At 72.9% G+C, this 22,683-nt stretch carries 25 protein-coding genes; 18 read left to right on the top strand and 7 right to left on the bottom strand.

Going from position 1 to position 22,683, the window contains the following annotated elements:
• The first annotated feature begins 52 nt into the window (after nt 1-52).
• From rfbB to N912_RS53095, 9 genes are all read left to right on the top strand, one after another.
• Nucleotides 53-1,045: a dTDP-glucose 4,6-dehydratase gene (gene rfbB, locus N912_RS0119365; protein ID WP_028923709.1), complete on the top strand. Its 993-nt coding sequence runs from the start codon at nt 53-55 to the stop codon at nt 1,043-1,045.
• Nucleotides 1,042-2,073, top strand: coding sequence for a dTDP-4-dehydrorhamnose reductase (gene rfbD / locus N912_RS53105; RefSeq protein WP_051580429.1), 1,032 nt, complete (start codon nt 1,042-1,044; stop codon nt 2,071-2,073). The genes rfbB and rfbD overlap by 4 nt, the downstream gene beginning before the upstream one ends.
• Before the next feature lie 349 nt (nt 2,074-2,422).
• The gene (locus tag N912_RS53100) at nt 2,423-3,319 is read left to right on the top strand and encodes a tetratricopeptide repeat protein (RefSeq protein ID WP_051580428.1); all 897 of its coding nucleotides are present in this window, start codon (nt 2,423-2,425) and stop codon (nt 3,317-3,319) included.
• A 23-nt stretch (nt 3,320-3,342) separates the two neighbouring features.
• On the top strand, nt 3,343-4,218 hold the full coding sequence (locus tag N912_RS0119350; protein ID WP_028923708.1) for a glycosyltransferase family 2 protein: 876 nt from the start codon (nt 3,343-3,345) through the stop codon (nt 4,216-4,218).
• 29 nt (nt 4,219-4,247) lie between these two features.
• Nucleotides 4,248-5,318 (top strand): mannose-1-phosphate guanylyltransferase, encoded by a 1,071-nt coding sequence (manB, locus tag N912_RS0119345; protein ID WP_028923707.1) that lies wholly within the window; start codon nt 4,248-4,250, stop codon nt 5,316-5,318.
• A gap of 221 nt (nt 5,319-5,539) precedes the next feature.
• Nucleotides 5,540-6,370, top strand: a complete 831-nt coding sequence (locus tag N912_RS0119340; protein WP_245645334.1) for a DNA-3-methyladenine glycosylase family protein — start codon at nt 5,540-5,542, stop codon at nt 6,368-6,370.
• Nucleotides 6,371-6,443: 73 nt separating this feature from the next.
• Nucleotides 6,444-7,427: a 2-phospho-L-lactate transferase gene (gene cofD, locus N912_RS0119335; RefSeq protein ID WP_028923705.1), complete on the top strand. Its 984-nt coding sequence runs from the start codon at nt 6,444-6,446 to the stop codon at nt 7,425-7,427.
• 115 nt (nt 7,428-7,542) lie between these two features.
• Nucleotides 7,543-9,000: a coenzyme F420-0:L-glutamate ligase gene (locus N912_RS0119330; RefSeq protein WP_245645351.1), complete on the top strand. Its 1,458-nt coding sequence runs from the start codon at nt 7,543-7,545 to the stop codon at nt 8,998-9,000.
• Between the two features lie 67 nt (nt 9,001-9,067).
• Entirely contained in the window at nt 9,068-9,640 is a 573-nt protein-coding gene (locus N912_RS53095; protein ID WP_051580427.1) for an NUDIX hydrolase, read from the top strand.
• Nucleotides 9,641-9,743: 103 nt separating this feature from the next.
• Here N912_RS53095 and N912_RS0119320 read toward each other — a convergent pair whose 3' ends face one another.
• Nucleotides 9,744-10,514 (bottom strand): site-2 protease family protein, encoded by a 771-nt coding sequence (locus N912_RS0119320; RefSeq protein ID WP_245645333.1) that lies wholly within the window; start codon nt 10,512-10,514, stop codon nt 9,744-9,746.
• A gap of 321 nt (nt 10,515-10,835) precedes the next feature.
• Between N912_RS0119320 and N912_RS0119315 the strand changes: the two genes are divergently transcribed.
• On the top strand, nt 10,836-11,081 hold the full coding sequence (locus N912_RS0119315; RefSeq protein WP_028923702.1) for a WhiB family transcriptional regulator: 246 nt from the start codon (nt 10,836-10,838) through the stop codon (nt 11,079-11,081).
• 106 nt (nt 11,082-11,187) lie between these two features.
• Here N912_RS0119315 and N912_RS0119310 read toward each other — a convergent pair whose 3' ends face one another.
• Nucleotides 11,188-11,670: a metallopeptidase family protein gene (locus N912_RS0119310; protein ID WP_084211007.1), complete on the bottom strand. Its 483-nt coding sequence runs from the start codon at nt 11,668-11,670 to the stop codon at nt 11,188-11,190.
• A gap of 59 nt (nt 11,671-11,729) precedes the next feature.
• On the opposite strand from N912_RS0119310, the gene N912_RS0119305 reads away from it, so the two are divergent.
• Nucleotides 11,730-12,071, top strand: a complete 342-nt coding sequence (locus N912_RS0119305) for a DUF3499 domain-containing protein (RefSeq protein ID WP_211261295.1) — start codon at nt 11,730-11,732, stop codon at nt 12,069-12,071.
• A 23-nt stretch (nt 12,072-12,094) separates the two neighbouring features.
• On the opposite strand, the gene N912_RS0119300 is transcribed toward N912_RS0119305, so the two are convergent.
• Nucleotides 12,095-12,688 (bottom strand): TetR/AcrR family transcriptional regulator, encoded by a 594-nt coding sequence (locus N912_RS0119300; protein ID WP_028923699.1) that lies wholly within the window; start codon nt 12,686-12,688, stop codon nt 12,095-12,097.
• 61 nt (nt 12,689-12,749) lie between these two features.
• On the opposite strand from N912_RS0119300, the gene N912_RS53090 reads away from it, so the two are divergent.
• Genes N912_RS53090 through N912_RS0119270 form a run of 6 tightly spaced genes read left to right on the top strand, consistent with a single transcriptional unit; the run spans nt 12,750 to nt 18,629 of the window.
• The gene (locus tag N912_RS53090) at nt 12,750-13,610 is read left to right on the top strand and encodes an alpha/beta fold hydrolase (RefSeq protein WP_037065368.1); all 861 of its coding nucleotides are present in this window, start codon (nt 12,750-12,752) and stop codon (nt 13,608-13,610) included.
• 9 nt (nt 13,611-13,619) lie between these two features.
• On the top strand, nt 13,620-14,993 hold the full coding sequence (locus N912_RS0119290; RefSeq protein ID WP_028923698.1) for a phosphomannomutase/phosphoglucomutase: 1,374 nt from the start codon (nt 13,620-13,622) through the stop codon (nt 14,991-14,993).
• A gap of 23 nt (nt 14,994-15,016) precedes the next feature.
• Nucleotides 15,017-15,271, top strand: a complete 255-nt coding sequence (locus N912_RS0119285) for a Trm112 family protein (protein WP_028923697.1) — start codon at nt 15,017-15,019, stop codon at nt 15,269-15,271.
• 5 nt (nt 15,272-15,276) lie between these two features.
• Complete coding sequence (locus N912_RS53085) at nt 15,277-16,434, top strand: SIS domain-containing protein (RefSeq protein WP_084211040.1); 1,158 nt, start codon at nt 15,277-15,279, stop codon at nt 16,432-16,434.
• A 31-nt stretch (nt 16,435-16,465) separates the two neighbouring features.
• Nucleotides 16,466-17,704: a mannose-6-phosphate isomerase, class I gene (manA, locus tag N912_RS0119275; RefSeq protein WP_028923696.1), complete on the top strand. Its 1,239-nt coding sequence runs from the start codon at nt 16,466-16,468 to the stop codon at nt 17,702-17,704.
• A 13-nt stretch (nt 17,705-17,717) separates the two neighbouring features.
• The gene (locus tag N912_RS0119270) at nt 17,718-18,629 is read left to right on the top strand and encodes a cation diffusion facilitator family transporter (RefSeq protein ID WP_028923695.1); all 912 of its coding nucleotides are present in this window, start codon (nt 17,718-17,720) and stop codon (nt 18,627-18,629) included.
• Between the two features lie 71 nt (nt 18,630-18,700).
• Here N912_RS0119270 and N912_RS53080 read toward each other — a convergent pair whose 3' ends face one another.
• On the bottom strand, nt 18,701-19,129 hold the full coding sequence (locus N912_RS53080) for a MarR family winged helix-turn-helix transcriptional regulator (protein WP_051580426.1): 429 nt from the start codon (nt 19,127-19,129) through the stop codon (nt 18,701-18,703).
• A gap of 66 nt (nt 19,130-19,195) precedes the next feature.
• Here N912_RS53080 and N912_RS0119260 point away from each other — a divergent pair, with 66 nt between their 5' ends.
• Complete coding sequence (locus tag N912_RS0119260) at nt 19,196-19,645, top strand: YybH family protein (protein ID WP_084211005.1); 450 nt, start codon at nt 19,196-19,198, stop codon at nt 19,643-19,645.
• Nucleotides 19,646-19,700: 55 nt separating this feature from the next.
• Here N912_RS0119260 and N912_RS53075 read toward each other — a convergent pair whose 3' ends face one another.
• The 3 genes from N912_RS53075 to N912_RS0119245 form a co-directional block, all read right to left on the bottom strand.
• Nucleotides 19,701-20,420, bottom strand: coding sequence for a gamma-glutamyl-gamma-aminobutyrate hydrolase family protein (locus tag N912_RS53075; RefSeq protein ID WP_064745318.1), 720 nt, complete (start codon nt 20,418-20,420; stop codon nt 19,701-19,703).
• Nucleotides 20,417-21,181 (bottom strand): 3-oxoacyl-ACP reductase, encoded by a 765-nt coding sequence (locus N912_RS0119250; protein WP_028923693.1) that lies wholly within the window; start codon nt 21,179-21,181, stop codon nt 20,417-20,419. The genes N912_RS53075 and N912_RS0119250 overlap by 4 nt, the downstream gene beginning before the upstream one ends.
• Before the next feature lie 69 nt (nt 21,182-21,250).
• On the bottom strand, nt 21,251-22,621 hold the full coding sequence (locus N912_RS0119245) for a glutamine synthetase family protein (RefSeq protein ID WP_028923692.1): 1,371 nt from the start codon (nt 22,619-22,621) through the stop codon (nt 21,251-21,253).
• Between the last annotated feature and the right edge of the window lie 62 nt (nt 22,622-22,683).

The raw sequence follows: 22,683 nt of genomic DNA, 5'->3' as shown, positions 1-22,683 counted from the left end.
GGGCAATGACGCACTCACGTCCGCGCGAAGCCTGCCATGCCAGACTTCGGCCATGCGCATCATGGTCACCGGCGGCGCCGGCTTTATCGGTTCGCATTATGTGCGCCGGATGCTGAGAGAGACCTATCCGGGTGACGGTGACGCCGCCGAGGTCGTCGTTCTGGACCTGCTCACCTACGCCGGTTCGGAGGCGAACCTGGCCGAGGTCGCGGACTCGCCCCGGCTGCGGTTCGTGCGCGGCGACATCCGTGACGTCGAGCTGGTGACCGCGCTCATGGCGGGGGTGGACCTGGTGGTGCACTTCGCCGCCGAGTCACACGTGGACAGGTCCATCACCGGCGCGGCCGACTTCGTGTCCACCAACGTGGGCGGCACCCAGATCCTGCTGCAGGCCGCGCTCGAACACGGCGTGTCGAAGTTCGTGCACGTGTCCACCGACGAGGTGTACGGCTCGATCCCGGACGGTTCGTGGGCCGAGGACCACGTGCTGGAGCCGAACTCGCCCTACGCCGCGTCCAAGGCCGGGTCCGACCTCATCGCCAGGTCGTACCACCGCACCCACGGCCTGCCGGTGTGCATCACCCGCTGCTCGAACAACTACGGCCCCTACCAGTTCCCGGAGAAGGTCATCCCGCTGTTCCTGACCAACCTGCTGGACGGGCGCAAGGTGCCGCTCTACGGCGACGGCCTCAACGTGCGCGACTGGCTGCACGTAGACGACCACTGCCGGGGCATCGAGCTGGTGGCCGAGCGCGGCCGCCCCGGCGAGATCTACAACATCGGCGGCGGCACCGAGCTGTCCAACCGGGAGCTGACGCGGCTGCTGTTGGAAGCCACCGGGCACGACTGGTCGATGGTCGAGCCGGTGGCCGACCGCAAGGGCCACGACCGCCGCTACTCGGTCGACCACACGAAGATCGCCCGCGAGCTGGGGTACGGGCCGGAGGTGCCGTTCGCCGACGGGCTCGCGCGCACCGTGGCGTGGTACCGCGACCGCCGCGACTGGTGGGAGCCGCTTCGCGCGCGCGCCGCCCTGGCTCGATGATCCGCTGGCTGGTGACGGGGGCGCGCGGTCAGCTGGGCAGCGAGCTGGTCGCCGCGCTGCGCGGGCAGGACGTCACCGCGGCCGGGCGGGCCGAGCTGGACGTCACCTCCGACGGGGTGGCCGACGTGCTGCGGGCGTGGGCATTCGCGGACGGCGACGGCGACGCGGCTTCCGGTGGTGACGCTCACGGGGCCGCCGATGGCGCCGGCGACGCGGCCGCCGGCGGTGGCGGTCACGGGGCCTCCAGTGGCGACCGCGACGGGGCTGCCGGCGGTGACGGCCCTGGCGGCGGGACGGGCGGGACGGACCGGCGGCTGGTGGTGGTCAACGCGGCGGCCTGGACGGACGTGGACGGTGCCGAGGCGGACCCGGCGGGCGCGGCGGCGGTGAACACCGACGGCCCGGCGCGGCTGGCCGCCTGCTGCGCCGAGCTGGGCGCCACGCTGGTGCAGGTGTCCACCGACTACGTGTTCGACGGCACCGGCACCCGGCCGTACGAGGTGGACGACCCGGTGCGGCCGGCCACCGTCTACGGCGAGACCAAGGCGGCCGGAGAACGAGCCGTCCGGGCGGCGCTGGAACGCCATTACATCGTGCGCACCGCGTGGCTGTACGGCGCCGTGGGCGGCAACTTCGTCAAGACCATCGTCGGGCTGCGGCACCGGCACGACACCCTGGACGTGGTGGACGACCAGGTGGGCTGTCCGACCTGGGCGGCCGAGCTGGCGCGCGGGGTGGTCGAGCTGGTGGGCTCCGCCGCGCCGCACGGCACCTATCACTGCGCGGGCGCGGGAGAGGCGAGCTGGTACGAACTGGCCAGGGCGGTGTTCGCGGAGGTCGACGCCGACCCGGACCGGATCCGTCCGTGCGACTCGACGCGGTTCCCGCGCCCGGCGCGGCGGCCGGCGTACTCGGTGCTGTCCGGGCGGTCCTGGGAGCGGGCCGGGCTGCGTCCTCTGCCGCACTGGCGGGAAAGCCTCCGTCTGGCGTTCCAGAACAGCCGTTCGGCGTTCGACACGCCGCTATAACATGATTACTTGCGCGTAGCGTCAGATTCCACTAGCCCAAGCGGGTGAAGTGTCGCTCGTCGCATATCGGCCGGTCGTGGTCGTCGTTGGCCGGGGCATGGGACCGGAATGGGTTCTGCTCAGCCTGCTGACGGTGGTGGCACTCTGGCTCGGGTTGGATGCATGCCGGGAGAGCAAACGGCTGCGTGCCCGGCCGTCCCGGGGGCAGATACGGCGTCCGGACCGTGCGGGTGCCACCTCGAAGGGGGACTGGGCCTACTGGCCGATGACGACCTCGGCCAGCGATGACCTGAGAGTCGGTCCCCGGTTGTAACCATAGTGTCGGTCGTTCGAGCCACAATGGGCTGCAATGAACCACCACGATGTGCGCGGCGTCGACAACCGGCGCGGCACCGGCGGACGGCTCGGAGATGACGAGCCGCTCTGCGCGCGGGGCCGTGCGCTCCTCGACGACCCTGAGGACCGTCACGACGAAGCGATCGAGGTTCTGCGGCGGGCGGTGGCGGCCAGGGAACCGTCCGCGGCGGCGCTGCTGACCAGGGCGTACCTGGATCGCGGGTTCCGGTACGAGGCGATCGAGCTGCTCACCCCCCGGGTGCGGGCCGGCCGCGCGGACCTCGCGCTGCAGCTGGCCGACGCGCTGGCCAGCATCGGCGACGTGGAGCGCGCCGAGGACGCCTACCGCACGGCGGTGAACGGCGGCGACGTGGCAGCGATGAACACCTTCGGGGTGTTCCTGAGACACCGGGGCCGGCCCGGTGAGGCCGAGATGATGTTGCGCAGGGCCGCCGAGGCCGGCGACGAGCTGGCCCCGATGAACCTGGTCGCGCTGCAGTGGGAGGTCTCCGGCGACCCGCGCCTGTCGCTGCGCACCGCCGAGCAGTGGGCCGACGAGGGCCAACCCAGCACCCTGCTCGGACTGGCCTTCATCAAGACCGCCACCCGGCACTACGACGAGGCCGAACGGATCTACCAGCGCGCCGCCGAGCTGGGCGCCTACCGGGGCCACATCGAGTACGCGCTGTTCCTGCAGGAGGTCCGGGAGGACCTGGACGCCGCCGAGCGCGAGTTCGAAGCGGCCGAGAAGGAGCAGGAGCCCGGCTGGGCGCTGGCCTTCGGTCGGTTCCTTGCCGACATGGGCCGCCCGGCCGAGGCACGGGCGTACCTGGAGCACGCGGCGCACTGGGGCAGCGTGGCGGCATCCGAGGCGCTCGAGGAACTCGACGGCGACCCGAGCGACGACTAGCCGTCCGGCTACGATCTCGCGCTATGCCGCAGTCCTATGGTGACCGGTTGGCTGTGGTGACGGTCACCTACTCACCCGGCGACGCGCTCGCCGAGTTCCTCGACTCGCTGGAGAAGGCCACCACCCGGCCGTACACGGTGGTGCTGGCCGACAACGGCTCGCTGGACGGCGCCCCCGAGCGCGCGTCGGCCGAGCGCGACGGCGTCGAGCTGCTGCGGATCGGGGAGAACATCGGCTACGGCGCCGCGGCGAACCGGGGCATCGCCGGCCTCGGTGACGAGGTCGGTTGGGTGGTGGTGGCCAACCCGGACGTGGTCTGGCAGCCCGGCTCGCTCGACGAGCTGGTCGCGGCCGGCGAGCGCACCCCCCGCGCGGGCGCGCTCGGACCGCTGATCAGGGACTCCGACGGCACCGTGTACCCGTCGGCCCGGCTGTTGCCCTCGCTCGGCAGGGGCGCCGGGCACGCGCTGTTCGGCGCGGTGTGGCCGCGCAACCCGTGGACGCGCGCGTACCGGCAGTCCGAGACGGCGGTGGCCGAGCGCGACGCCGGCTGGCTGTCCGGCTCCTGCCTGCTGCTGCGGCGCACCGCGTTCGACTCGGTGGACGGCTTCGACTCCCGCTACTTCATGTACTTCGAGGACGTCGACCTGGGCGAACGGCTCGGCAAGGCCGGCTGGCGCAACAGGTACGTCCCCTCGGCCGAGGTGGTGCACACCGGAGGGCACGCCACCACCGCGAACGCGCGCGTCTCCGCGCGGATGCTCGCCGAGCACCACGGCAGCGCGTACCGCTACCTCGCCGGCCACTACCCGGGACCGCTGTACGCGCCGCTGCGCCTGGCCCTGCGCGCCGGCCTCGCCGTCCGCTCCGCCCTCTCCACCGCCCGCACCCCCCGCTGACCGCGTTTCGATACCGTGCGGCCGTGACGATGCGCGACGTGGACGCGGTGGTGCTGGTCGGCGGTCAGGGCACCCGGTTGCGCCCGCTCACGCTGTCCGCGCCGAAGCCGATGTTGCCCACCGCCGGGGTGCCGTTCCTGGCGCACCTGCTGTCCCGGATCCGGGCCGCCGGCGTCCGGCACGTGGTGCTCGGCACGTCCTACCTGGCCGAGACGTTCACCGAGCACTTCGGCGACGGTGCCGAGCTCGGCCTCGAGCTGGACTACGTGATCGAGACCGAACCCCTGGGCACCGGCGGCGGGATCCGCAACGTGGCGCCGTACCTGCGCGCCGACGAGGTGCTCGTGTTCAACGGCGACGTGCTGGCCGGCACCGACCTCACCGCCGTGGTCCGTACCCACCGCGCGGCCGAGGCGGACGTCACGCTGCACCTGGTCCGGGTGCCGAACCCGCGTGCGTTCGGCTGCGTACCGACCGACCCGGACGGCCGGGTGCTCGCCTTCCTGGAGAAGACCGACGACCCGCCGACCGACCAGATCAACGCCGGCTGCTACGTGTTCCGCCGGTCCGTGATCGACTCGATCCCCGCCGGGCGCGCGGTGTCGGTCGAGCGGGAGACCTTCCCCGGGCTGCTGGCCGCCGGCGCGCGCGTGCACGCTCACGTGGACGACTCGTACTGGCGTGACCTGGGTACGCCGTTCGACCTGGTACGGGGCTCGGCCGACCTGGTGCGCGGGTTGGCGCCCTCGGCGGCGCTGCCCGGTCCGACCGGGGAGGCGTTGGTGGGCAAGGACGCCGAGGTGGCCCCGGACGCGGTCCTCGCCGGAGGTACCACGGTCGGCGCGGGCGCGGTGGTTGGCGCCGGTGCCCGGTTGGACGGGGCGCTGCTGTTCGACGGCGCGGTGGTCGGTGCGGGCGCGGTGGTGGACCATTCGGTGCTCGGCGTTGGCGCGACCGTCCAGGCCGGCGCCTCGGTGCGGGACGCGGTGATCGGGGACCGGGCGGTGGTCGGGGAGCGGTGCGAGCTGCGCGACGGGGTGCGGATCTGGCCGGACGTGGTGCTCCCGGCCGGCGGCGTGCGGTTCTCGGCCGGGGTATGACCGACGACGTGAGCGCGGTGGCCAGCGTCGCGTCGCGGGGCGGGGCCAGCGAAGGCGGTTCCGCGGAACCGGGTTCGGCGAGTGCGGACGGTCCGCCGGGTCCGGGTTGCGGCTCCGCAAGCGGTCCCGCGGAACCGCTCGAGCGGACCTGGCGGCCGGGGTTTCGGGTGGACCTGGCCGGGTTGTTGGCGCCGTTGTGGCGAGGGCGGGGCGATCCGACGATGCGGATGGATCCGGTCAACGGCGCGTGTTGGCGAGCCGGGACCACCTCGGCGGGGCCGGGCGCGATGGCGCTGCGGTACCGGCGTGACGGCACGGTGACGGCGACCGCGTGGGGGCCGGGCGCGGCGGTGCTGCTGGAGGGGTTGCCCGCGCTGCTCGGCGCGGAGGATGACGACACGGGGTTCGTGGCGCATCACGAGCTGGTCGCGGACGCTCGGCGGCGGATGCCTGGGCTGCGGTTGGGTGCCACCGGACGGGTGTGGGACGTGCTGCTGCCGGCGGTGTTGGAGCAGAAGGTGACGGGGGTGGAGGCGCGGCGGTCGTTCCGCGAGCTGTGCTGGCGGTTCGGCACGCGGGCGCCGGGTCCTGCCGGCGAGGGCCCGCGTGGGCTGCGGGTGCCGCCGACGCCCGAGGCGGTGCGAGCGATCCCGGACTGGGAGTGGCACCGCGCGGGGGTGGACTCCGCGCGCCGGCGTGCGCTGCTAGCCGCGGCGACCGTGGCGCACCGGTTGGAGGGCGCGGTCGCGCTCGGTGGGGCGCGCGGACGCGAGCTGCTGCGCCGGGTGCCAGGGATCGGGGTGTGGACGGCCGCCGAGGTCGCGCAGCGGGCCTGGGGGGATCCGGACGCGGTCAGCGTCGGCGACTTCCACATCCCGTCGGTGGTGGGTTGGGCGCTGCTCGGGCGGCCGCTGGACGACGCCGGCATGCTCGAGGTGCTCGCGCCGTACGCGCCGCAGCGGCAGCGCGCGGTGCGCTACATCGAGGCCTCCGGGTTCCGCCGTCCGAGGTTCGGCCCTCGGTTCGCGGCCAAGGACTACCGCGAGATCTAGAGCGCGGTCGGTAGGTCGTTGGCCCGGCTGCGCTCGACCTAGGTCCACCGGACACGCTCTAGGCTGGGGACTCATGAAGATTGTGGCGCTCGTCGGCGGGGTCGGCGGGGCTCGGTTCCTGCTCGGGCTCAAGGCCGCGCTCGGTGTCCCGGGCAGCGGCGAGCACGAGATCACCGCGCTGGTCAACGTGGGCGACGACATCTGGTTGCACGGGCTGCGGATCTGCCCGGACCTGGATACCTGCATGTACACCCTGGGCGGCGGCATCGACAGCGAGCGGGGTTGGGGTCGGGCCGGGGAGACCTGGACGATCCGCGACGAGCTGGCCGAGTACGGCGCGGAGCCGACCTGGTTCGGGCTCGGCGACCGGGACGTGGCCACCCACCTGATCCGGACCCGGATGCTGCGCGCCGGCTACCCGCTCTCGGCGGTCACCGAGGCGTTGTGCGCGCGCTGGCAGCCGGGGGTGCGGCTATTGCCGGCCAGCGACGACCGGGTGGAGACGCACGTCGTGGTGGACGACCCGGACGGCGGTGACCAGGGCGGACAGAAGGCGATCCACTTCCAGGAGTGGTGGGTGCGCCACCGTGCCGCGCTCAAGGCGCACCGGTTCGCCTCGGTCGGGGCTGAGGAGGCCACGCCGGCGCCGGGGGTGCTGGCCGCGCTGGCCGAGGCCGATGCGGTGCTGCTCGCCCCGTCCAACCCGGTGGTGAGCATCGGCACGATCCTCGCCGTGCCCGGCATCGCCGACGCGCTGCGCGCCGGTCGGGCCCGGGTGGTCGGGCTGTCGCCGATCGTCGGCGGCCGGCCGCTGCGCGGAATGGCCGACGCCTGCCTCGACGCGATCGGCGTGGCCACCACGGCCGAGGCGGTCGGCCGGCACTACGGCGCGCGCGGCGCGGGCGGGGTGCTGGACGGCTGGCTGGTGCACGATTCGGACTGGGCGGACGTGCCGGGGGTGGCGGTGCGCGCGGTGCCGTTGCTGATGACCGACGTGGAGGCGACGGCCAAGATGGCCAGCCACGCGCTCGAACTGGCCGGGGTCGGCGGTGCCTGACGCCGGCGTGCAGCCGGACGTGGACACGGACGGCGCGGGCACGGACGGCGCGGGCACGGACGGCGTGGACACGGACGACACGGACACGGACGTAGCGGCGGACGTGGAAACGGACGTGGACCTGGACGTCGACACGGCGTCGGGCGACGCACCGGCGCCTCGGGATCACGCCGCGCCCGGGCTGCGGCTGTGGCCGGTGCTCGGGTTGCCGGAGTTTCGGCCCGGGGACGACCTGGCGGCCGCGATCGCCGCCGCCGTGCCGGAGCTTGCGGACGGCGACGTGCTCGTGGTGACCAGCAAGGTCGTGTCCAAGGTGGAGGGCAGGCTGGTGCCCGCGTCCACCGATCCGGACGAACGGGACGCCCAGCGCCGCGAGCTGATCGACGACGAGACGAACCGGGTGGTGGCGCGCAAGGGCCGCACCAAGATCGTGGCCAACAAGATCGGATTGGTGCAGGCGGCCGCCGGGGTGGACGCCTCCAACGTGGCGTCCAACGAGATAGCGCTGCTCCCCGTCGACCCGGACGCCTCCGCCGCCCGGCTGCGCGCCGCGCTGGCCGAGCGCACCGGCCGGGAGGTCGCGGTGGTGGTCACCGACACGATGGGCCGCACCTGGCGGGTCGGCCAGACCGACGTGGCGATCGGCTCGGCCGGGCTGACCGTGCTGCATCGCTACGCAGGCGCCCGCGACCGCGACGGCAACGTGCTGGTGGTCAGCGAGATAGCGGTGGCCGACGAGATCGCCGGCGCGGCCGACCTGGTCAAGGGCAAGCTGGGCGGCGTCCCGGTGGCCGTCCTGCGCGGCCTCGCCACCGCCGGCGCCAACACCGACACCAACACCGTCGCCAACACCGACGCCAACAGCGACGGCGACGCCGGGAAAGCCAGGCTGCCCGACGACGGCAGCACCGCCGCCGACCTGATCCGCCCGCTGGACGAGGACCTGTTCTCGCTCGGCACCGAGGAGGCGCTGGCCCAGGGCCGCCGCGACGCCGTGCCGGCACGGCGCTCGGTGCGCGAGTTCACCGCCGAGCCCGTCGACCCGGAGGCGGTCCGCCGCGCGGTGGCCGCCGCACTCACCGCCCCCGCCCCGCACCACACGACCCCGTTCCGGTTCGGCTGGCTGCGTGACCCCGCCCGCCGCACCGAGCTGCTGGACGCCATGGCCACCCGCTGGCGCGCGGACCTCGCCTCGGACGGCCGCCCGGAGGACGAGATCGAGCGGCGGCTGGCCAGGGGCGACATCCTGCGCCGGGCGCCCGAGCTGCTGATCCCGATGCTGGCCCCGGACGGCGCGCACGAGTACCCGGACCAGGCCCGCAACGCCGCCGAGCTGACCATGTTCACCGTGGCCGGTGGGGCGGCGGTGCAGTCGCTGCTGGTCGCGCTGGCCGCCGAGGGCCTGGGCTCGTGCTGGGTCGGCTCGACGATCTTCGCGGCGGAGCAGCTGCGCGCGGTGCTCGGGGTGCCGGCGCACTGGCGTCCGCTCGGGGCCGTCGCCGTCGGACACCCGGCCGTGGAGCCCGCCCCGCGCGCCCCGCTGGACCCGGCGGCCGGGATGCTCAAGTGGTGATCGAGGGGCACGAACGGTGGCTCGATGGTGACCGCGCGGTGAACGGCACCACACCGGGGTCCGACGGATGGTGACCGCGAGATCGGCCGAGGCGGCGCTGCGCGAGTGGCGTCCGGAAAGCGAAGGGCAACGCGCGCTGCGGGAGGCGTTCCTGGCGTTTCTGATTGCCCGCCCGGATGCCTGTCGCCGTTCCTGCGAGCCCGGCCACCTGACCGCCTCGGCCGTCGTGCTCGACCACGAGGCGCGAAACGTGCTGCTCACGCTGCATCCGAAGGTCGGCAGGTGGATCCAGCTCGGCGGGCACTGCGAGCCCGCGGACGCCGGCCTGTCCGCCGCCGCGCTGCGCGAGGCCGTCGAGGAGTCCGGCATCGACGGCCTGGTCATCGACCCGGAGCCGCTGCACCTGGACGTACACCCGATCACTTGCTCGCTGGGCCGGCCCACCCGGCACTTCGACGTGCGGTTCCTGCTCAGGGCGCCGGCGGGGGCACGAGCCCGGATCAGCGACGAGTCGATCGACCTGCGCTGGTGGCCGGTGGACGGGTTGCCGACCGAGATCGACACCATGCCGGAGTTGCTCGCCCTGGCACACTCGAGGGTGTTGCGCACATCGGACTCCGTGCGCGGTCCGTTGCCATAACAGTGCGACAGATTCCCGTCTTTTTTGTGGAATGTATGACTAATTCTCAGCTTTGTGTTGCGCAAATAAGTCGATCAAGGTGACGCATGATCGCAAGTGGGTGTCAGCGCAGCCAAGGGGTAAACGCAGAGTGACCGAGGCCAGCTCCCCGTGAGCTCCCGCCGAACGCCGAGAAGATCAAGTCGCCGACCCAGAAGAACGCCGAGCCGAGCGCGGGCACCCCGAGCAGCAACACGAAGAAGGCCAGCGGCGCCCACGGCCGGACCTTCGCCGCGAGCTCCCGGCTGTCCGGGGACAGGTACGGCTCGAGCACCCCGAACCCGTCCAGCCCGGGGATCGGGAGGATGTTCAGCACGAACGCCAGCACTTGCACCAGTGCGAGGTAGGACAACCCGGCGAACAGCCCGATCGGCATCGGGACCGACGTGCTCACCACCGCCAGCAGTGCGCCAAGGACCAGGTTGATCATGGGTCCTGCCAGCGAAACCATGCTCCGGTTGAACCGCGACCGGATGGCCCAGTCGTTGATCCAGACGGCCCCGCCCACCAGCGGGATGCCGCCGGCGAGCACGAAGAACAGCGGCAGCACGAACGACAGCATCGGGTTGAGGTAGCGGCGGATGTCCAGCGTCAGGTACCCCTTGTTCGCCACCGAGGTGTCGCCGCCCCGGTATGCGACGGCGGCATGTGCGAACTCGTGCAGACACAGTGACACCGCCCACCCCGCGAGCACCAACAGCATCACGCCTGCCGTGATCGACACCTCGTTCGGCACGGTGCTGAGCACGCCACCACCGACGGTGATCGCGAGCAGCAGGAGGAAGATCGGGCTGACCGGGCTCTGGCGTGGGCGGCGGCGAAGACGATCTGGCACCCGCCTAGTCTGCCCATCGGCCATCGACTGGGCGAATTGCCCTCGGTATTCGGGGCTCTGGCTTGACCTATTAGAATCTCCCCGGTGTAATCACAGCGGTGTCATTCGACGGCCGCGCTGAACCCGAGGCCAACGGTCTCGTGTGGGGGATTCACGGACCAGGGCGCGCAGGGTGCTCCAAGGGGGAGGGGCGGTCGTGAGATGACCGACGCGGAAGATGGGCAGGTGAATGTGATCGTCGGGGCGGCAGGCCGCAGCGAGCAGGGTGACGGGGGCGGCCCGGAGCGATCCGACTCGTCGCCGCGGCTGGACGCGTGGGAGATGCTCGATGCCATCGGGGACGGCGAGCAGCCGGAGTGGCAGGAGCGAGCGTTGTGCGCGGAGACGGATCCGGAGGCGTTCTTCCCGGAGAAGGGGGGCTCCACCCGGGAGGCCAAGCGGATCTGTAGTGGGTGTGAAGTACGTGCGGAGTGCCTGGAGTACGCGCTCGCGCACGATGAACGGTTCGGAATCTGGGGCGGGCTCTCGGAGCGGGAGCGCCGCCGTCTCAAACGTCGAGCGGTGTGAGCCCTGGCGACGCGCCCCGAAGCGTCGCCCTCGCTCGCGTGCCGCCCTGGGCGGTTCCGCGGAACCGCGGTCCCTCGGAACCGCCCAGGCCGGTTTGACGAGCTAGTTAGCTGTTCTCGCCGGTCTCCAGGGAGTCGGGCTCGACGCCCAGGTAGGTGGCGATCTGCTCGATGAGCACCTCGTGCAACAGGTCGACCAGGTCGATGCCGTCGCGGGAGCGGGCCTCCAGCGGACGACGGTAGAGCACGATCCGGGCCCGGGTGGGCAGGCCACGGCGGTCCACCCCGGCCGGCACCAACTGCGCCAGCGGCACGCCCAGGTCCTCGACGACCTCCGGCGGCCAGCTCGTGGCGTCCGGGTTGGTCTGCTCGATCTCGGGCACCATGTCCACCGCGAGGTCGAGCTCGGTCAGCTCGTCACCCCAGCGCTCCTCGATGGGTTCGAGCGCCTCCAGCACCATGTCGTCGAAACGTTGCGCCCGGTTCTTGAACACCGGCGCGGTGACCGGATACCGCAGCCCGCGCAGGCCCCTGCCGCGCCGGTCCCGGCGTGGTGCCCGACGCCGCCTATCGCTTCGTACAGACCTCACGCGGCGAGGGTACGCGTCGCTGCCACATCCGGTGTGCGGCAGGAGATATGGTCATTTGCGTGCGGAGTGTGCGGAGCTGTTCACGAAGCGGGTGCACCGAGCACGCGGTGGCCACCTTGACCTACGTCTATGCCGAGTCGACCGCGGTGCTCGGCCCGCTGGCCACCCAGCATGAGCCGCACTCGTACGACCTGTGCACCGACCACGCCCAGCGGCTCACCGTGCCGCGCGGGTGGGACGTGGTGCGCCACGAGGGCGAGCTGCCCCCGCCGCCGTCCCAGGACGAGCTGACCGCGCTGGCCGAGGCGGTCCGCGAGGCCGGCCGCGCGGTCCAGGCGGAGCCGGCCCCGATCACGAGCGGCACCCGTCACCTCCGCGTCCTGCGCGGCAAGGAGGACTGACCGGCCACCGCACGCCGGTCGGGCTACGGGCGTAGACCGGCCAGGAGGCTGAGCAGGGCGGGTTCGACTTCGGCGCGAGCGGTCACGGGGTCGGGGGCGTGCGCGATCAGCTGCGCCGCCTCGGCCAGCGCGGCGAGGATCAGGTGTGCCAGCGGGCGGGGGTCCTGGCGGCGCAGCGCGCCCGCGTCCATGGCGGTCTGAAGCACGCTGATGGTCAGGCCGAGGCCGTAGCGCTCGCTCACCTCCCGCCAGCGCGGCCAGCCGAGCACGGTCGGCGCGTCCTGCAGGGTGATGCGGAGCACGGCCGGCTCCAGGCAGGCGTCCAGGAACGCGTGCATGCCGAACACGAGCAGCTCGCCGGGGTCGATGTCCCCGGAGCGCTCGGCCAGCCGGTTCCCGATCGCGGTGATCAGCTCCTGCTCCAGCCGCTCGTGCACGGCGGCGAACAGCTCGCGCTTGTCGGCGAAGTGGTGGTAGAGCGCGCCCCGGGTCAACCCGGCGCCGCGCACCACGTCCTCGGTGCCCACGCCGGCGTAGCCGCGCGCGGCGAACAGCTCGGCGGCGGTGGCGATGAGCTGGGCGCGGGTGGCCTCGGAACGTTCTTCCCTGACGGACATACAAGCTGTATGTTAACGTCCTACTCAGATACAGACAGTATGTATGTGAAATGGGGGCACGATGTACGAGGTGGAGCTCGCCCAGGGCACCGTCCGGTACACGGACACCGACCCCGGCGGGAGCGCGGGCGCGGACAGGCCGGTGGTGGTGCTGGTGCACGGGCTGCTGGTGAACGGCACGCTGTGGCGCGACGTGGTGCCCGGGCTGGCCGAGCACGCGCGGGTGGTCGTCCCGGAGCTGCCGCTGGGCTCGCACCGGGTGCCGATGCGCGCGGACGCCGACCTGTCCCCGCCCGGGATCGCCAGGCTGATCGCGGACTTCATGGCGGCGCTGGACCTGCGCGAGGTCACCCTGGTCGGCAACGACACCGGCGGGGCGATGTGCCAGCTGGTGGCCACCCGGCACCCGGAGCGGCTGGCCCGGCTGGTGCTGACCAACTGCGACACCCACAAGAACTTCCTGCCGATGGCGTTCAAGCCGATGCAGTGGGTGGCCTGGGTGCCCGGCGCGCTGTGGCTCATCGCCCAGGCGTTCCGGATCCGGCCGCTGCTGGCCTCGCCGGTCGGGTTCGGGGTGTTGGCCAGCACCCCGGTCGGCCAGGAGCGGCTGGACGGCTGGGTGGCGCCCGCGCTGTCCGACCGGCGCGCGCGCCGTGACCTGGCCAAGGTGCTGCGTGGCATCCGCGTCCGGTACACGCTGCAGGCGGCCAGGGACATGGTCCGGTTCGGCCGGCCGATCCTGCTGGCCTGGGGGCGCAAGGACAGGTTCTTCACCCCCGCCCACGCGCAGCGGCTGGTCGACGAGTGGCGGGACGTCCGGCTGGAGTGGGTCGAGTCGGCCACCTTCGTACCGGTGGATGCGCCGGAGCAGCTGTCCGAGCTGGTGGCGCACTTTATGCGGGAGGCATCGGCGAGCCGATAGGCTCTCCGGGTGTCCGAGCTGGAAGTTGACCTCTCCGAGATCGTCAAGGCCTACGACATTCGGGGCGTGGTCGGCGACCAGCTCACCGCCGAGGCGGCCCGCCGGTTCGGCGCCGCGTTCGCCAAGCTGGTCGCCGCTGATACCGGCACAGGGGCGAACGGCGTGACCGTCGGCAGGGACATGCGGGCCACTTCGCCGGAGCTGGCCGCCGCGTTCGCCGAGGGCGTCACCGGCCAGGGGCTCGACGTCATCGACATCGGCCTGGCGAGCACGGACCTGCTGTACTTCGCGGCCGGCACCCTCCAGCTGCCCGGCGCGATGGTCACCGCCAGCCACAACCCGGCCCGCTACAACGGCTTCAAGCTCTGCCGCGCGGGCGCCGTCCCGATCGCCGACGAGCTGGCCGGGCTGCGCGCCGACGCCGAGCGCGGGCTGCCGGTCAAGCCGGCCGAGCGGGCGGGCACCGTGACCGAGCGCGACCTGCTCGGCGACTACGCCCGCTACCTGCGCGGGCTGGTGGACCTGTCCGGGTCGCGGCCGCTGAAGGTGGTGGTGGACGCCGGCAACGGCATGGCCGGGCACACCGTCCCATCGGTGCTGGTCCCGCCCGTCGAGCTGGTGCCGCTGTACTTCGAGCTGGACGGCAGCTTCCCGAACCACGAGGCGAACCCGCTGGACCCGGCCAACCTGGTCGACCTGTGCGAGCGGGTGCGCGCGGAGGAAGCCGATATCGGGCTGGCCTTCGACGGCGACGCGGACCGCTGCTTCGTGGTGGACGAGCGCGGCCGGCCGGTCAGCCCGAGCGCGATCACCGCGCTGGTCGCGGTGCGCGAGCTGGAGCGCGAGCCGGGCGGCACGGTGATCCACAACCTGATCACGTCGAAGGCCGTGCCGGAGATCGTCGGGGAGCACGGCGGCCGGCCGGTGCGGACCCGGGTGGGGCATTCGTTCATCAAGCGGACCATGGCCGAGACCGGTGCCATCTTCGGCGGCGAGCACTCCGCGCACTACTACTTCCGGGACTTCTGGCGGGCGGACTCCGGGCTGCTCGCCGCGCTGCACGTGCTGGCCGCGCTCGGGGAAAGGGACCGGGCGCTGTCCGAGCTGATGGCCCACTATGGTCGGTACGCGATGTCCGGCGAGGTCAACTCGTCGGTGGCCGACCCGGCGGCGCGGTTGGCGGCGGTCAGGGGGCACTACGGCGGGCGGGACGGGGTTCACCTCGACGAGCTGGACGGGCTGACGGTCCAGCTGCCCGACGGGTCCTGGTTCAACCTCCGTCCGTCCAACACCGAGCCGTTGCTGCGGCTCAACGTGGAGGCGGCCGACGCCGAGACGGTGGCGGCGTTGCGGGACGACGTTCTCGCGCTGGTCAGGCGGTGAGAGGGATGAGAGAGAGGTCGGCCATGGTTGTCGAGCTGGATCCGCGGCTGCTGGAGATCCTCGCCTGCCCGTCACCGGACCATGCCCCGCTGCGCCCGGGCACCCAGGACGACCCCGGCGCCGACGTGCTCACCTGCACCGCCTGCGGCCGCCGGTTCCCGGTGGTGGACGGCGTGCCGGTGCTGCTCCTGGACGAGGCACAGCCAGCCACGGATGACGCCGGCGATGACCGGGCCGACGACGCGACCGGCGCGGACGGTTCGCCGGGCGAGAAGTGATCGCCGTGCTCAACGACAGCCTGCTGGAGAACCCGGCGGCGCTGGCCGAGGCGGACACCGGCGGCCTGCTCCGGTCGGCGGCGACCGCGGGGGCGCAGCTGCGCTCGGCCGCGCAGGCCGCCGAAGAGGCCGGGATCCCGCCCAGGGCGCTGGCCGGCCACCGCCCGCGCGCGCTGGTGCTGCTGCGCCGGCCGGGCGCCTCGGTGTACGCGGTGCCGCTGGTCTGCGCGCTGCTCGGGCCGCAGTGCCCGATCCCGGTGGTGGCCGTGGACGCCGCGCCGAGCTGGATCGGGCCGCTGGACGTGCTGGTCGCGCACACCGCCGACGCCACCGACCGCGAGCTGGCCGACTCGGTGGGCCGCGCCGTCCGCCGGGGCTGCGAGGTGGTGCTGTCCGCGCCGATGGAGGGCCCGATCGCGGCCGCCGGAGCCGGTGCCGCCCGCATCCTCGAACCGCGCGTCCCGGTACCGCCCGGGCTGGACTTCCCGCGCGCGCTGGCCGCCGTGCTCGTGGCCGTCGCCGCCCTGGACCTGCTCACCCCCGACCTGGACGTGCTGGCCACCGAGCTGGACCGCGAGTCCGAGCGCGATCATCCCTCACACGAGTCGTTCGTCAACCCGGCCAAGGCGCTGGCGCTGCGGCTGGCCGACCGCACCCCGCTGCTGTGGGGCACCGACCCGGCCGGCGTGGCGCTGGCCAGGTACGCGGCGGCCACCCTGGCCGCGCACGCCGCCGTGATCGCGCACGCCGCCGACGCCGCCGAGGCGGCCAGGGCGCCGGCCCTGCAGCGCGCGCTGGCCACCACCGGCCAGGACGACGTCTTCCACGACCCGTTCGACGACCCGATCGAGGCGAGCACCGGCGCGACCACCCTGCCGGCGCCGCCTCGCGTCGTGCTGCTGGCCACCGAGGACGACGACCCCTCGGCGGCGGTGCTGCGGCGAGCTGGACGGGAATGGCCCTCGGCCGACACACTGCACCCGGTGGAGGAGATCCCCCTGGGCACGCCGTACGCGTCGCTGCGGCGCGCGGCCCTGCTCGCCACCCGGTTCGACCTGGCCGCCCTCTACCTCGGGCTGGCCGGAGCGGTGCTCGGTCCGGACCACCCCGACGACCGACACGCCGGCCCGGGCACACCCCGGCAACTCTCCGGCCCGGCCTGACGTTCTCCCTAGAGACGAGTTTCGGAGAAAGATGGAGTTCCTGGACAACCCCGTGCGCAGGTACGCCTGGGGCTCGCGGACGGTTATCGCCGGGCTGCAGGGCCGCCCGGTGCCGTCCCCGCACCCCGAGGCAGAGCTGTGGCTCGGCGCGCATCCGGGCGACCCCTCCTACCTGGTCGGTGACGGGCAGGAGCAGCGGCGGCTGTCCCTGCTCGACGAGCTGACCGGCGACCCGGAGACCCGGCTCGGCTCCCGGTGCGCCGGCCGCTGGAGCGGACGGCTGCCGTTCCTGCTCAAGGTGCTGGCCGCCGACGAGCCGCTGAGCCTGCAGGCGCACCCCAGCGCGGAGCTGGCCGAGGCGGGCTACGCCAGGGAGAACGACGCGGGCATCGCGCTCGACGACGCCCGCCGCAACTACAAGGATCCCAACCACAAGCCCGAGCTGGTCTGCGCGCTGACCGAGTTCCACGCGCTGACCGGGTTCCGCGAGCCGGCGGCCACCGTGGCGCTGCTGCGCGAGCTGGCCGTCCCCGAGCTGGCCGGTCACGTCGAGCTGCTCGCCGGCCAGCCCGACGAGCGCGGGCTGCGGGCGCTGTTCAGCACCTGGATCACCCTGCCGCAACAGGTGCTGGACCGGCTGGTCCCGGCCGTTCAGGAGGGCTGCGTGCGGCTGCTGCGCCGCGCCGATCCCGACCCGGCCGGACACCGCGACGTCGCGCGCACCGTGCTCGAGCTCTCCGAGCGCTACCCCGGGGACGCCGGCGTGCTGGCCGCGCTGCTGCTCAACCGGGTCACGCTGGCCCCGGGCGAGGCGCTGTACCAGGGCGACGGGGTGCTGCACGCCTACCTGTCCGGGGCGTGTATCGAGCTGATGGCGAACTCGGACAACGTGCTGCGCGGCGGGCTGACCCCCAAGCACGTCGACGTCCCCGAGCTGCTGCGGCTGCTCGACTTCGGCTCGTGCCGGCCGCCAATCGTGCACGGCATCACCGACGGCGCGCTGACCAGGTACGACACCGTCGCCGAGGAGTTCCGGCTGTGGCGGCTGGACTGGGCGGAGGCGAACGTCGGCGATGTCGTCTCGCTGCCCGACGGCGGCCCCCGGATCCTGCTGTGCACCTCCGGCGCGGCCAAGGTCTCGGCCGGGTCCGGGCGTTCGCTGACCCTGCGCCGGGGCGAGTCGCTGTGGCTGGACGCGACGGACTGCGAGGTCAAGGCCGCCTCGCTGGACGAGCCGGCCCAGCTGTTCCTGGCCACCGACGGGCTGTAGGAGAATACCGGGCGTGTCAGCTGGTGGGGGTACGCGCGCGATCATCGCCGCGCTGGTGGCCAACGCGGGCATCGCGCTGGCCAAGTTCGTCGGGTTCCTGGTCACCGGGTCGTCGTCCATGCTCGCCGAGTCCGTGCACTCGGTGGCCGACACCTCGAACCAGGGCCTGCTGCTGCTCGGCAAGAAGCGGGCGTCGCGGGCGGCGACGCCGACGCACCCGTTCGGCTACGGCCGGGACAGGTTCTTCTACTCGTTCGTGGTGGCGCTGCTGCTGTTCTCCCTGGGCGCGGTGTTCTCGCTGTACGAGGGCGTGCACAAGATCCTCGACCCGCACCCGGTGGAGACCCCGGTGGTGGCGTTCGTGATCCTCGGGGTGGCCATCGTGCTGGAGGCGTTCAGCTTCCGCACCGCCATCGCCGAGTCCCGCCCGCTCAAGGGCGCCCGGTCCTGGTGGGGCTTCATCCGGCAGGCCAAGGAGCCCGAGCTTCCGGTGGTGCTCCTGGAGGACTTCGGCGCCCTGCTCGGCCTGGTGTTGGCCCTGCTCGGGGTGGGCCTGGCCGTGGCCACCGGCAACGGCGTCTGGGACGGCATCGGCACGGTGGGCATCGGCGTGCTGCTCGCCGTGATCGCCGCGATCCTGATCGTCGAGATGAAGAGCCTGCTCATCGGCGAGGGCGCGGACTCCGAGACGCTCGCCCGCATCACCGCCGCCCTGGAGCGGGACCGGGTCGAGCGCGTGATCCACATCAAGACCCAGTACCTGAGCCCCGACGAGCTCCTGATCGGCGCCAAGATCGCCCTCACCGCCGGCCTGACCGTCGAGGACGTCGCCAAGACCATCGACGACGCCGAACACCGCGTCCGAACCGCCGTCCCCACCGCGCGCATCATCTACCTCGAACCCGACCTCGACCGCTCCCGCTAGCGCCCGCACTCACCGCCCGCGAGTCGGGCGTCTGAGCACACTGAGTCGGGCGTTTCAGCACACGGTCACGGTCAGCCGGGCGCGCCGCCGATCGCGGTCAGCGCGGCGCGCAGGTCGCCCAGCCGCCCGTGACCGAGCCGGCGAGCCAGCTCCTCCTCGATGGCCGTGAACGCCGCGAGCGCGGCGCGATGTGACGCATGGCCCCGCTCGGTCAGGCTGACGACCTTGGCCCGTGCATCGCCGGGGTCCGACGCGAGGCGCACGTACCCGTGTTCGGCCAGGTAGCGGACCTGCTGGCTGATGGCCTGCTTGGACACTCCGGACAGCCGCGACAGGTCGCCGACCCGTTGCCCGTGGTCGCCGAGCCAGCGCAGCACGTTCCCGCCCAGTGGCAGCGAGAGCTCGGCGAACCCGGCCGCGGTCAGGTGCCGGTCGAACGCCGCCGCCAGCTCGCGCTGCGCCTGGGCCATCAGGTCGTGGGTCGGCACCGGTTTGGTCACGGACGGAGGCTAGCCGATTCGTCAAGCCCTTGACTAACGCGCACGGACAGGCGGAATATCGTCAACATGTTGACTAATGAACGCGACGTGAGCGAGCGCGTCCAGGGCTTGATGGCCGCGGCCGACCGGCTGGACGTGGACGGCTTCGTCGGTCACTTCAGCGCGGACGCCGACTTCCACAACCCGATCGGCATGGTGTTGCGCGGGCGGGAGGAGATCCGGGCGCTGCACGAGAAGCTGTACTCGCCGCATCCGCCGCCCGGGTTCCCCAGCTTCGCGTCCGCGCGGGCGACCGGCCGGGTGCAGTCGGTCCGGATGGTCGGCGCGAACGTGGCGGTGGTGGACTGGGCGTGGACCCAGCACGGCGGCACGGTGGACGGCGTCGAGTGGCCGGACCGGCGGGGGACGAATACCACGGTGTGGCGGCGTGACGAGGGTGGCGAGTGGCGCGTGGTCGTCTGGCGGGACAAGGACTTCCCGGCCGGTTTCGAGCCGCCGCCGGGTTACGGGGCTTAGGGGACCTCGGCGCGCGCCTGCCCTGGCGGCGGCCTGGTGTGCTGAGGCGCCCGACTCAGTGTGCTGAGACGCCCGACTCGCGGGCCGGTTTGGGGCACGTGGCGGAGACGAAGGTGCGGAACAGGGCGGCGGTGGCGGGGTCGACCTCGGGGTGGGACTGGATGCCTACGAGGTAGTGGGCGGTGGGGTCTTCGATGGCTTCGATGGTGCCGTCTTCGGCCCAGGCCACGGCGGTCAGGTTGGATCCGAGCTTGTCGATGCCCTGGTGGTGGGCGCAGGACACGGTGAACTCGGGGCCGAGGGCGGTGGCCAGTTTTGAGTCGGCGGTGATGTGTACGGAGTAGGGGTCGTAGTGGCCGGGGCGGGTCGGGGTGTGCTCGGGCAGGTGCTGGCGCAGCGTGCCGCCGCGCGCCACGGTGACCAACTGCGCGCCCCGGCAGATCGCCAGGACGGGGAGGCCGCGCTGTTCGGCGGCGGCCAGGGCGGCGAGCTCGGCCTCGTCGCGCGCCGGGCGGGCCGGCTGGGTCTCGGGCGCGCGGACCTCGCCGTAGCGTGCCGGGTCGATGTCCGGGCCGCCGGCCAGCAGCAGGCCGTCCACCCGGGCCATCACGTCCGGGACCGCCTCCGGAACCGGGGGCAGCAGCACCGGCGCCCCGCCCGCGTCGGCGACCTGCCGCACGTAGTCCCAGGGCAGCAGCGCGCACGGCACGTCCCGCCAGACACCCCAGCTCGCCGGCTCGTGATAGCCGGTCAGTGCGATCAGCGGCCTGTTCACAGCGGCGTCACGTACGCGCCGGAGATGCCGCCGTCCACCAGGAACTCCGAGGCGGTGATGAACGAGGCGTCGTCGCTGGCCAGGAACGCGATGGCGGCGGCGATCTCGGTGGCCTCGGCGAACCGGCCCATCGGCACGTGCACCAGCCGGCGCTGCGCCCGCTCCGGGTCCTTGGCGAACAGCTCGGTGAGCAGCGGCGTGTTCACCGGGCCCGGGCACAGCGCGTTCACCCTGATTCCCTCCCGGGCGAACTGCACCCCCAGCTCGCGCGACAGCGCCAGCACCCCGCCCTTGGACGCGGTGTACGAGATCTGCGAGGTGGCCGAGCCCATCACGGCCACGAAGGACGCGACGTTGACGATCGAGCCCCGACCGGCGCGTTGCATGTACGGCAGCACCGCCTGGCAGCACAGGTACACCGAGGTCAGGTTGACCTCCTGCACGCGACGCCAGGCGTCCAGCCCGGTGGTCAGGATCGAGTCGTCCTCGGGCGGCGAGATGCCGGCGTTGTGCAGCGCGATGTCGATGCGCCCGTAGCGCTCGTCGGTGCTCGCGTAGATCCGCGTGACGTCCTCCGGTGAGGTCACGTCCGCCGTGATCGCCAGCCCGTCGAGCTCGTCGGCGGCCCGCTTCGCCGCGTCGCCGTCGATGTCCACGCACGCCACCCGGGCACCGTCGGCGGTGAGCCGGCGCGCGGCGGCCAGCCCGATCCCGCTGCCCGCCCCGGTCACCACCGCTACCCGATCATCCAGCCGTCCCATGCCGGTCAACCTACCTCCGGCCCGGCGTCGGCACCGAAAAGCGGTTCCGCGGAACCGCCCCGGACCGCTTCAGAGGCGCTCGAAGCCGCGTACGCGTTCCCAGTCGGTCACGGCGGCGTCGAAGGCGGCCAGCTCGACGCGGGCCATGTTCGCGTAGTGCGCTACCACGTCCTCGCCGAAGCAGTCCTTGGCCAGCTCGGACTCCTCCCAGACGGTGAGCGCCTCGCGCAGCGTGAGCGGGATGCTCGGCGCGCCCGAGGTGTAGGCGTTGCCCTCGCAGGGAGGTGGCAGCGGCAGTTCGTGCTCGATGCCGTGCAGGCCGGCGGCAATGATGGCGGCCAGGCCGAGGTGAGGGTTGACGTCCCCGCCTGGCACCCGGTTCTCCACCCGCAGCGACGGGCCGCGCCCGACCAGGCGCAGCGCGCAGGTGCGGTTGTCCAGGCCCCAGGACACGGCGGTGGGCGCGAAGCTGCCGGGGGCGAACCGCTTGTAGGAGTTGATGTTCGGCGCGAGCAGCAGGGTGAACTCGCGCAGCGCGGCCAGCTGGCCGGCCAGGAAGTGCTCGCCGATCGGGGACAGCGAACCGGGCGTGGACTCGGGCCCGGCCAGCACCGCCTTGCCGGCGCCGTCGCGCAGCGAGACGTGCATGTGACAGGAGTTGCCCTCGCGCTCGTCGACCTTGGACATGAACGTCAGCGAGCAACCGTGCTCGGCGGCGATCTCCTTGGCGCCGTTCTTGTAGAGCGCGTGGTTGTCGGCGGTCACCAGGGCCTCGTCGTAGCGGAACGCGATCTCGTGCTGGCCGAGGTTGCACTCGCCCTTCGCGGACTCGACGTACATGCCGGCGCCGGACATCCCGGAGCGGATCGCGCGTAGCAGCGGCTCCACTCGGGAGGTGCCCAGGATGGAGTAGTCCACGTTGTACTGGTTGGCCGGCGTCAGGTTCCGGTAGCCGGCGCGCCAGGCCTCCTCGAAGGACTCCCGGTAGACGATGAACTCCAGCTCGGTGCCGGCCAGCGCGCGCCAGCCCCGGGCGGCCAGGCGTTCGCGCTGCCGGTGCAGCACCTGGCGGGGTGACGGCTCGATCGGCTCGCCGGAGAGCAGCCGCAGGTCGGCGAAGACCAGCGCGGTGCCCCGCTGCCAGGGCACCCGGCGCAGCGTGGTCAGGTCGGGGACCAGCTCGAAGTCGCCGTAGCCCTGCTCCCACGAGGTCAGCGCGTAGCCGTCCACTGTGTTCATGTCCACGTCCACCGCGAGCAGGTAGTTGCACGCCTCGGCGCCGTGCGGCAGCACCTCCTCCAGGAAGTACCGGGCGCTGCACCGCTTGCCCTGCAGCCGGCCCTGCATGTCGACGAGGACCAGCAGCACGGTGTCGATCGCGCCGGTGTCCACCGCCGAGCGCAGCTCGCCGACGCCGAGCATGCCCTCGCGCTGGTGCATCGAACTCACCCGTCTCCTCCGGCCTGCGTCTTATTCGGGTCGGGTCATCCATCGAGACCGCC

The sequence above is a fragment of the Actinospineispora acaciae DSM 45401 genome (genome assembly GCF_000620785.1).
In the GTDB taxonomy this organism is placed as follows: Bacteria; Actinomycetota; Actinomycetes; order Mycobacteriales; family Pseudonocardiaceae; genus Pseudonocardia; species Pseudonocardia acaciae.
This window is presented reverse-complemented; position numbering and strand designations above follow the sequence as displayed.

Bases quoted from the DNA above. Each gene is read 5' to 3' on its own strand.
- rfbB (WP_028923709.1), top strand. From the start codon at position 53: ATGCGCATCATGGTCACCGGCGGCGCCGGCTTTATCGGTTCGCATTAT.
- rfbD (WP_051580429.1), top strand. From the start codon at position 1,042: ATGATCCGCTGGCTGGTGACGGGGGCGCGCGGTCAGCTGGGCAGCGAG.
- N912_RS53100 (WP_051580428.1), top strand. From the start codon at position 2,423: ATGAACCACCACGATGTGCGCGGCGTCGACAACCGGCGCGGCACCGGC.
- N912_RS0119350 (WP_028923708.1), top strand. From the start codon at position 3,343: ATGCCGCAGTCCTATGGTGACCGGTTGGCTGTGGTGACGGTCACCTAC.
- manB (WP_028923707.1), top strand. From the start codon at position 4,248: ATGCGCGACGTGGACGCGGTGGTGCTGGTCGGCGGTCAGGGCACCCGG.
- N912_RS0119340 (WP_245645334.1), top strand. From the start codon at position 5,540: ATGCGGATGGATCCGGTCAACGGCGCGTGTTGGCGAGCCGGGACCACC.
- cofD (WP_028923705.1), top strand. From the start codon at position 6,444: ATGAAGATTGTGGCGCTCGTCGGCGGGGTCGGCGGGGCTCGGTTCCTG.
- N912_RS53095 (WP_051580427.1), top strand. From the start codon at position 9,068: ATGGTGACCGCGAGATCGGCCGAGGCGGCGCTGCGCGAGTGGCGTCCG.
- N912_RS0119315 (WP_028923702.1), top strand. From the start codon at position 10,836: ATGCTCGATGCCATCGGGGACGGCGAGCAGCCGGAGTGGCAGGAGCGA.
- N912_RS0119300 (WP_028923699.1), bottom strand. From the start codon at position 12,688: ATGTCCGTCAGGGAAGAACGTTCCGAGGCCACCCGCGCCCAGCTCATC.
- N912_RS53090 (WP_037065368.1), top strand. From the start codon at position 12,750: ATGTACGAGGTGGAGCTCGCCCAGGGCACCGTCCGGTACACGGACACC.
- N912_RS0119285 (WP_028923697.1), top strand. From the start codon at position 15,017: ATGGTTGTCGAGCTGGATCCGCGGCTGCTGGAGATCCTCGCCTGCCCG.
- manA (WP_028923696.1), top strand. From the start codon at position 16,466: ATGGAGTTCCTGGACAACCCCGTGCGCAGGTACGCCTGGGGCTCGCGG.
- N912_RS0119260 (WP_084211005.1), top strand. From the start codon at position 19,196: ATGTTGACTAATGAACGCGACGTGAGCGAGCGCGTCCAGGGCTTGATG.
- N912_RS0119250 (WP_028923693.1), bottom strand. From the start codon at position 21,181: ATGGGACGGCTGGATGATCGGGTAGCGGTGGTGACCGGGGCGGGCAGC.
- N912_RS0119245 (WP_028923692.1), bottom strand. From the start codon at position 22,621: ATGCACCAGCGCGAGGGCATGCTCGGCGTCGGCGAGCTGCGCTCGGCG.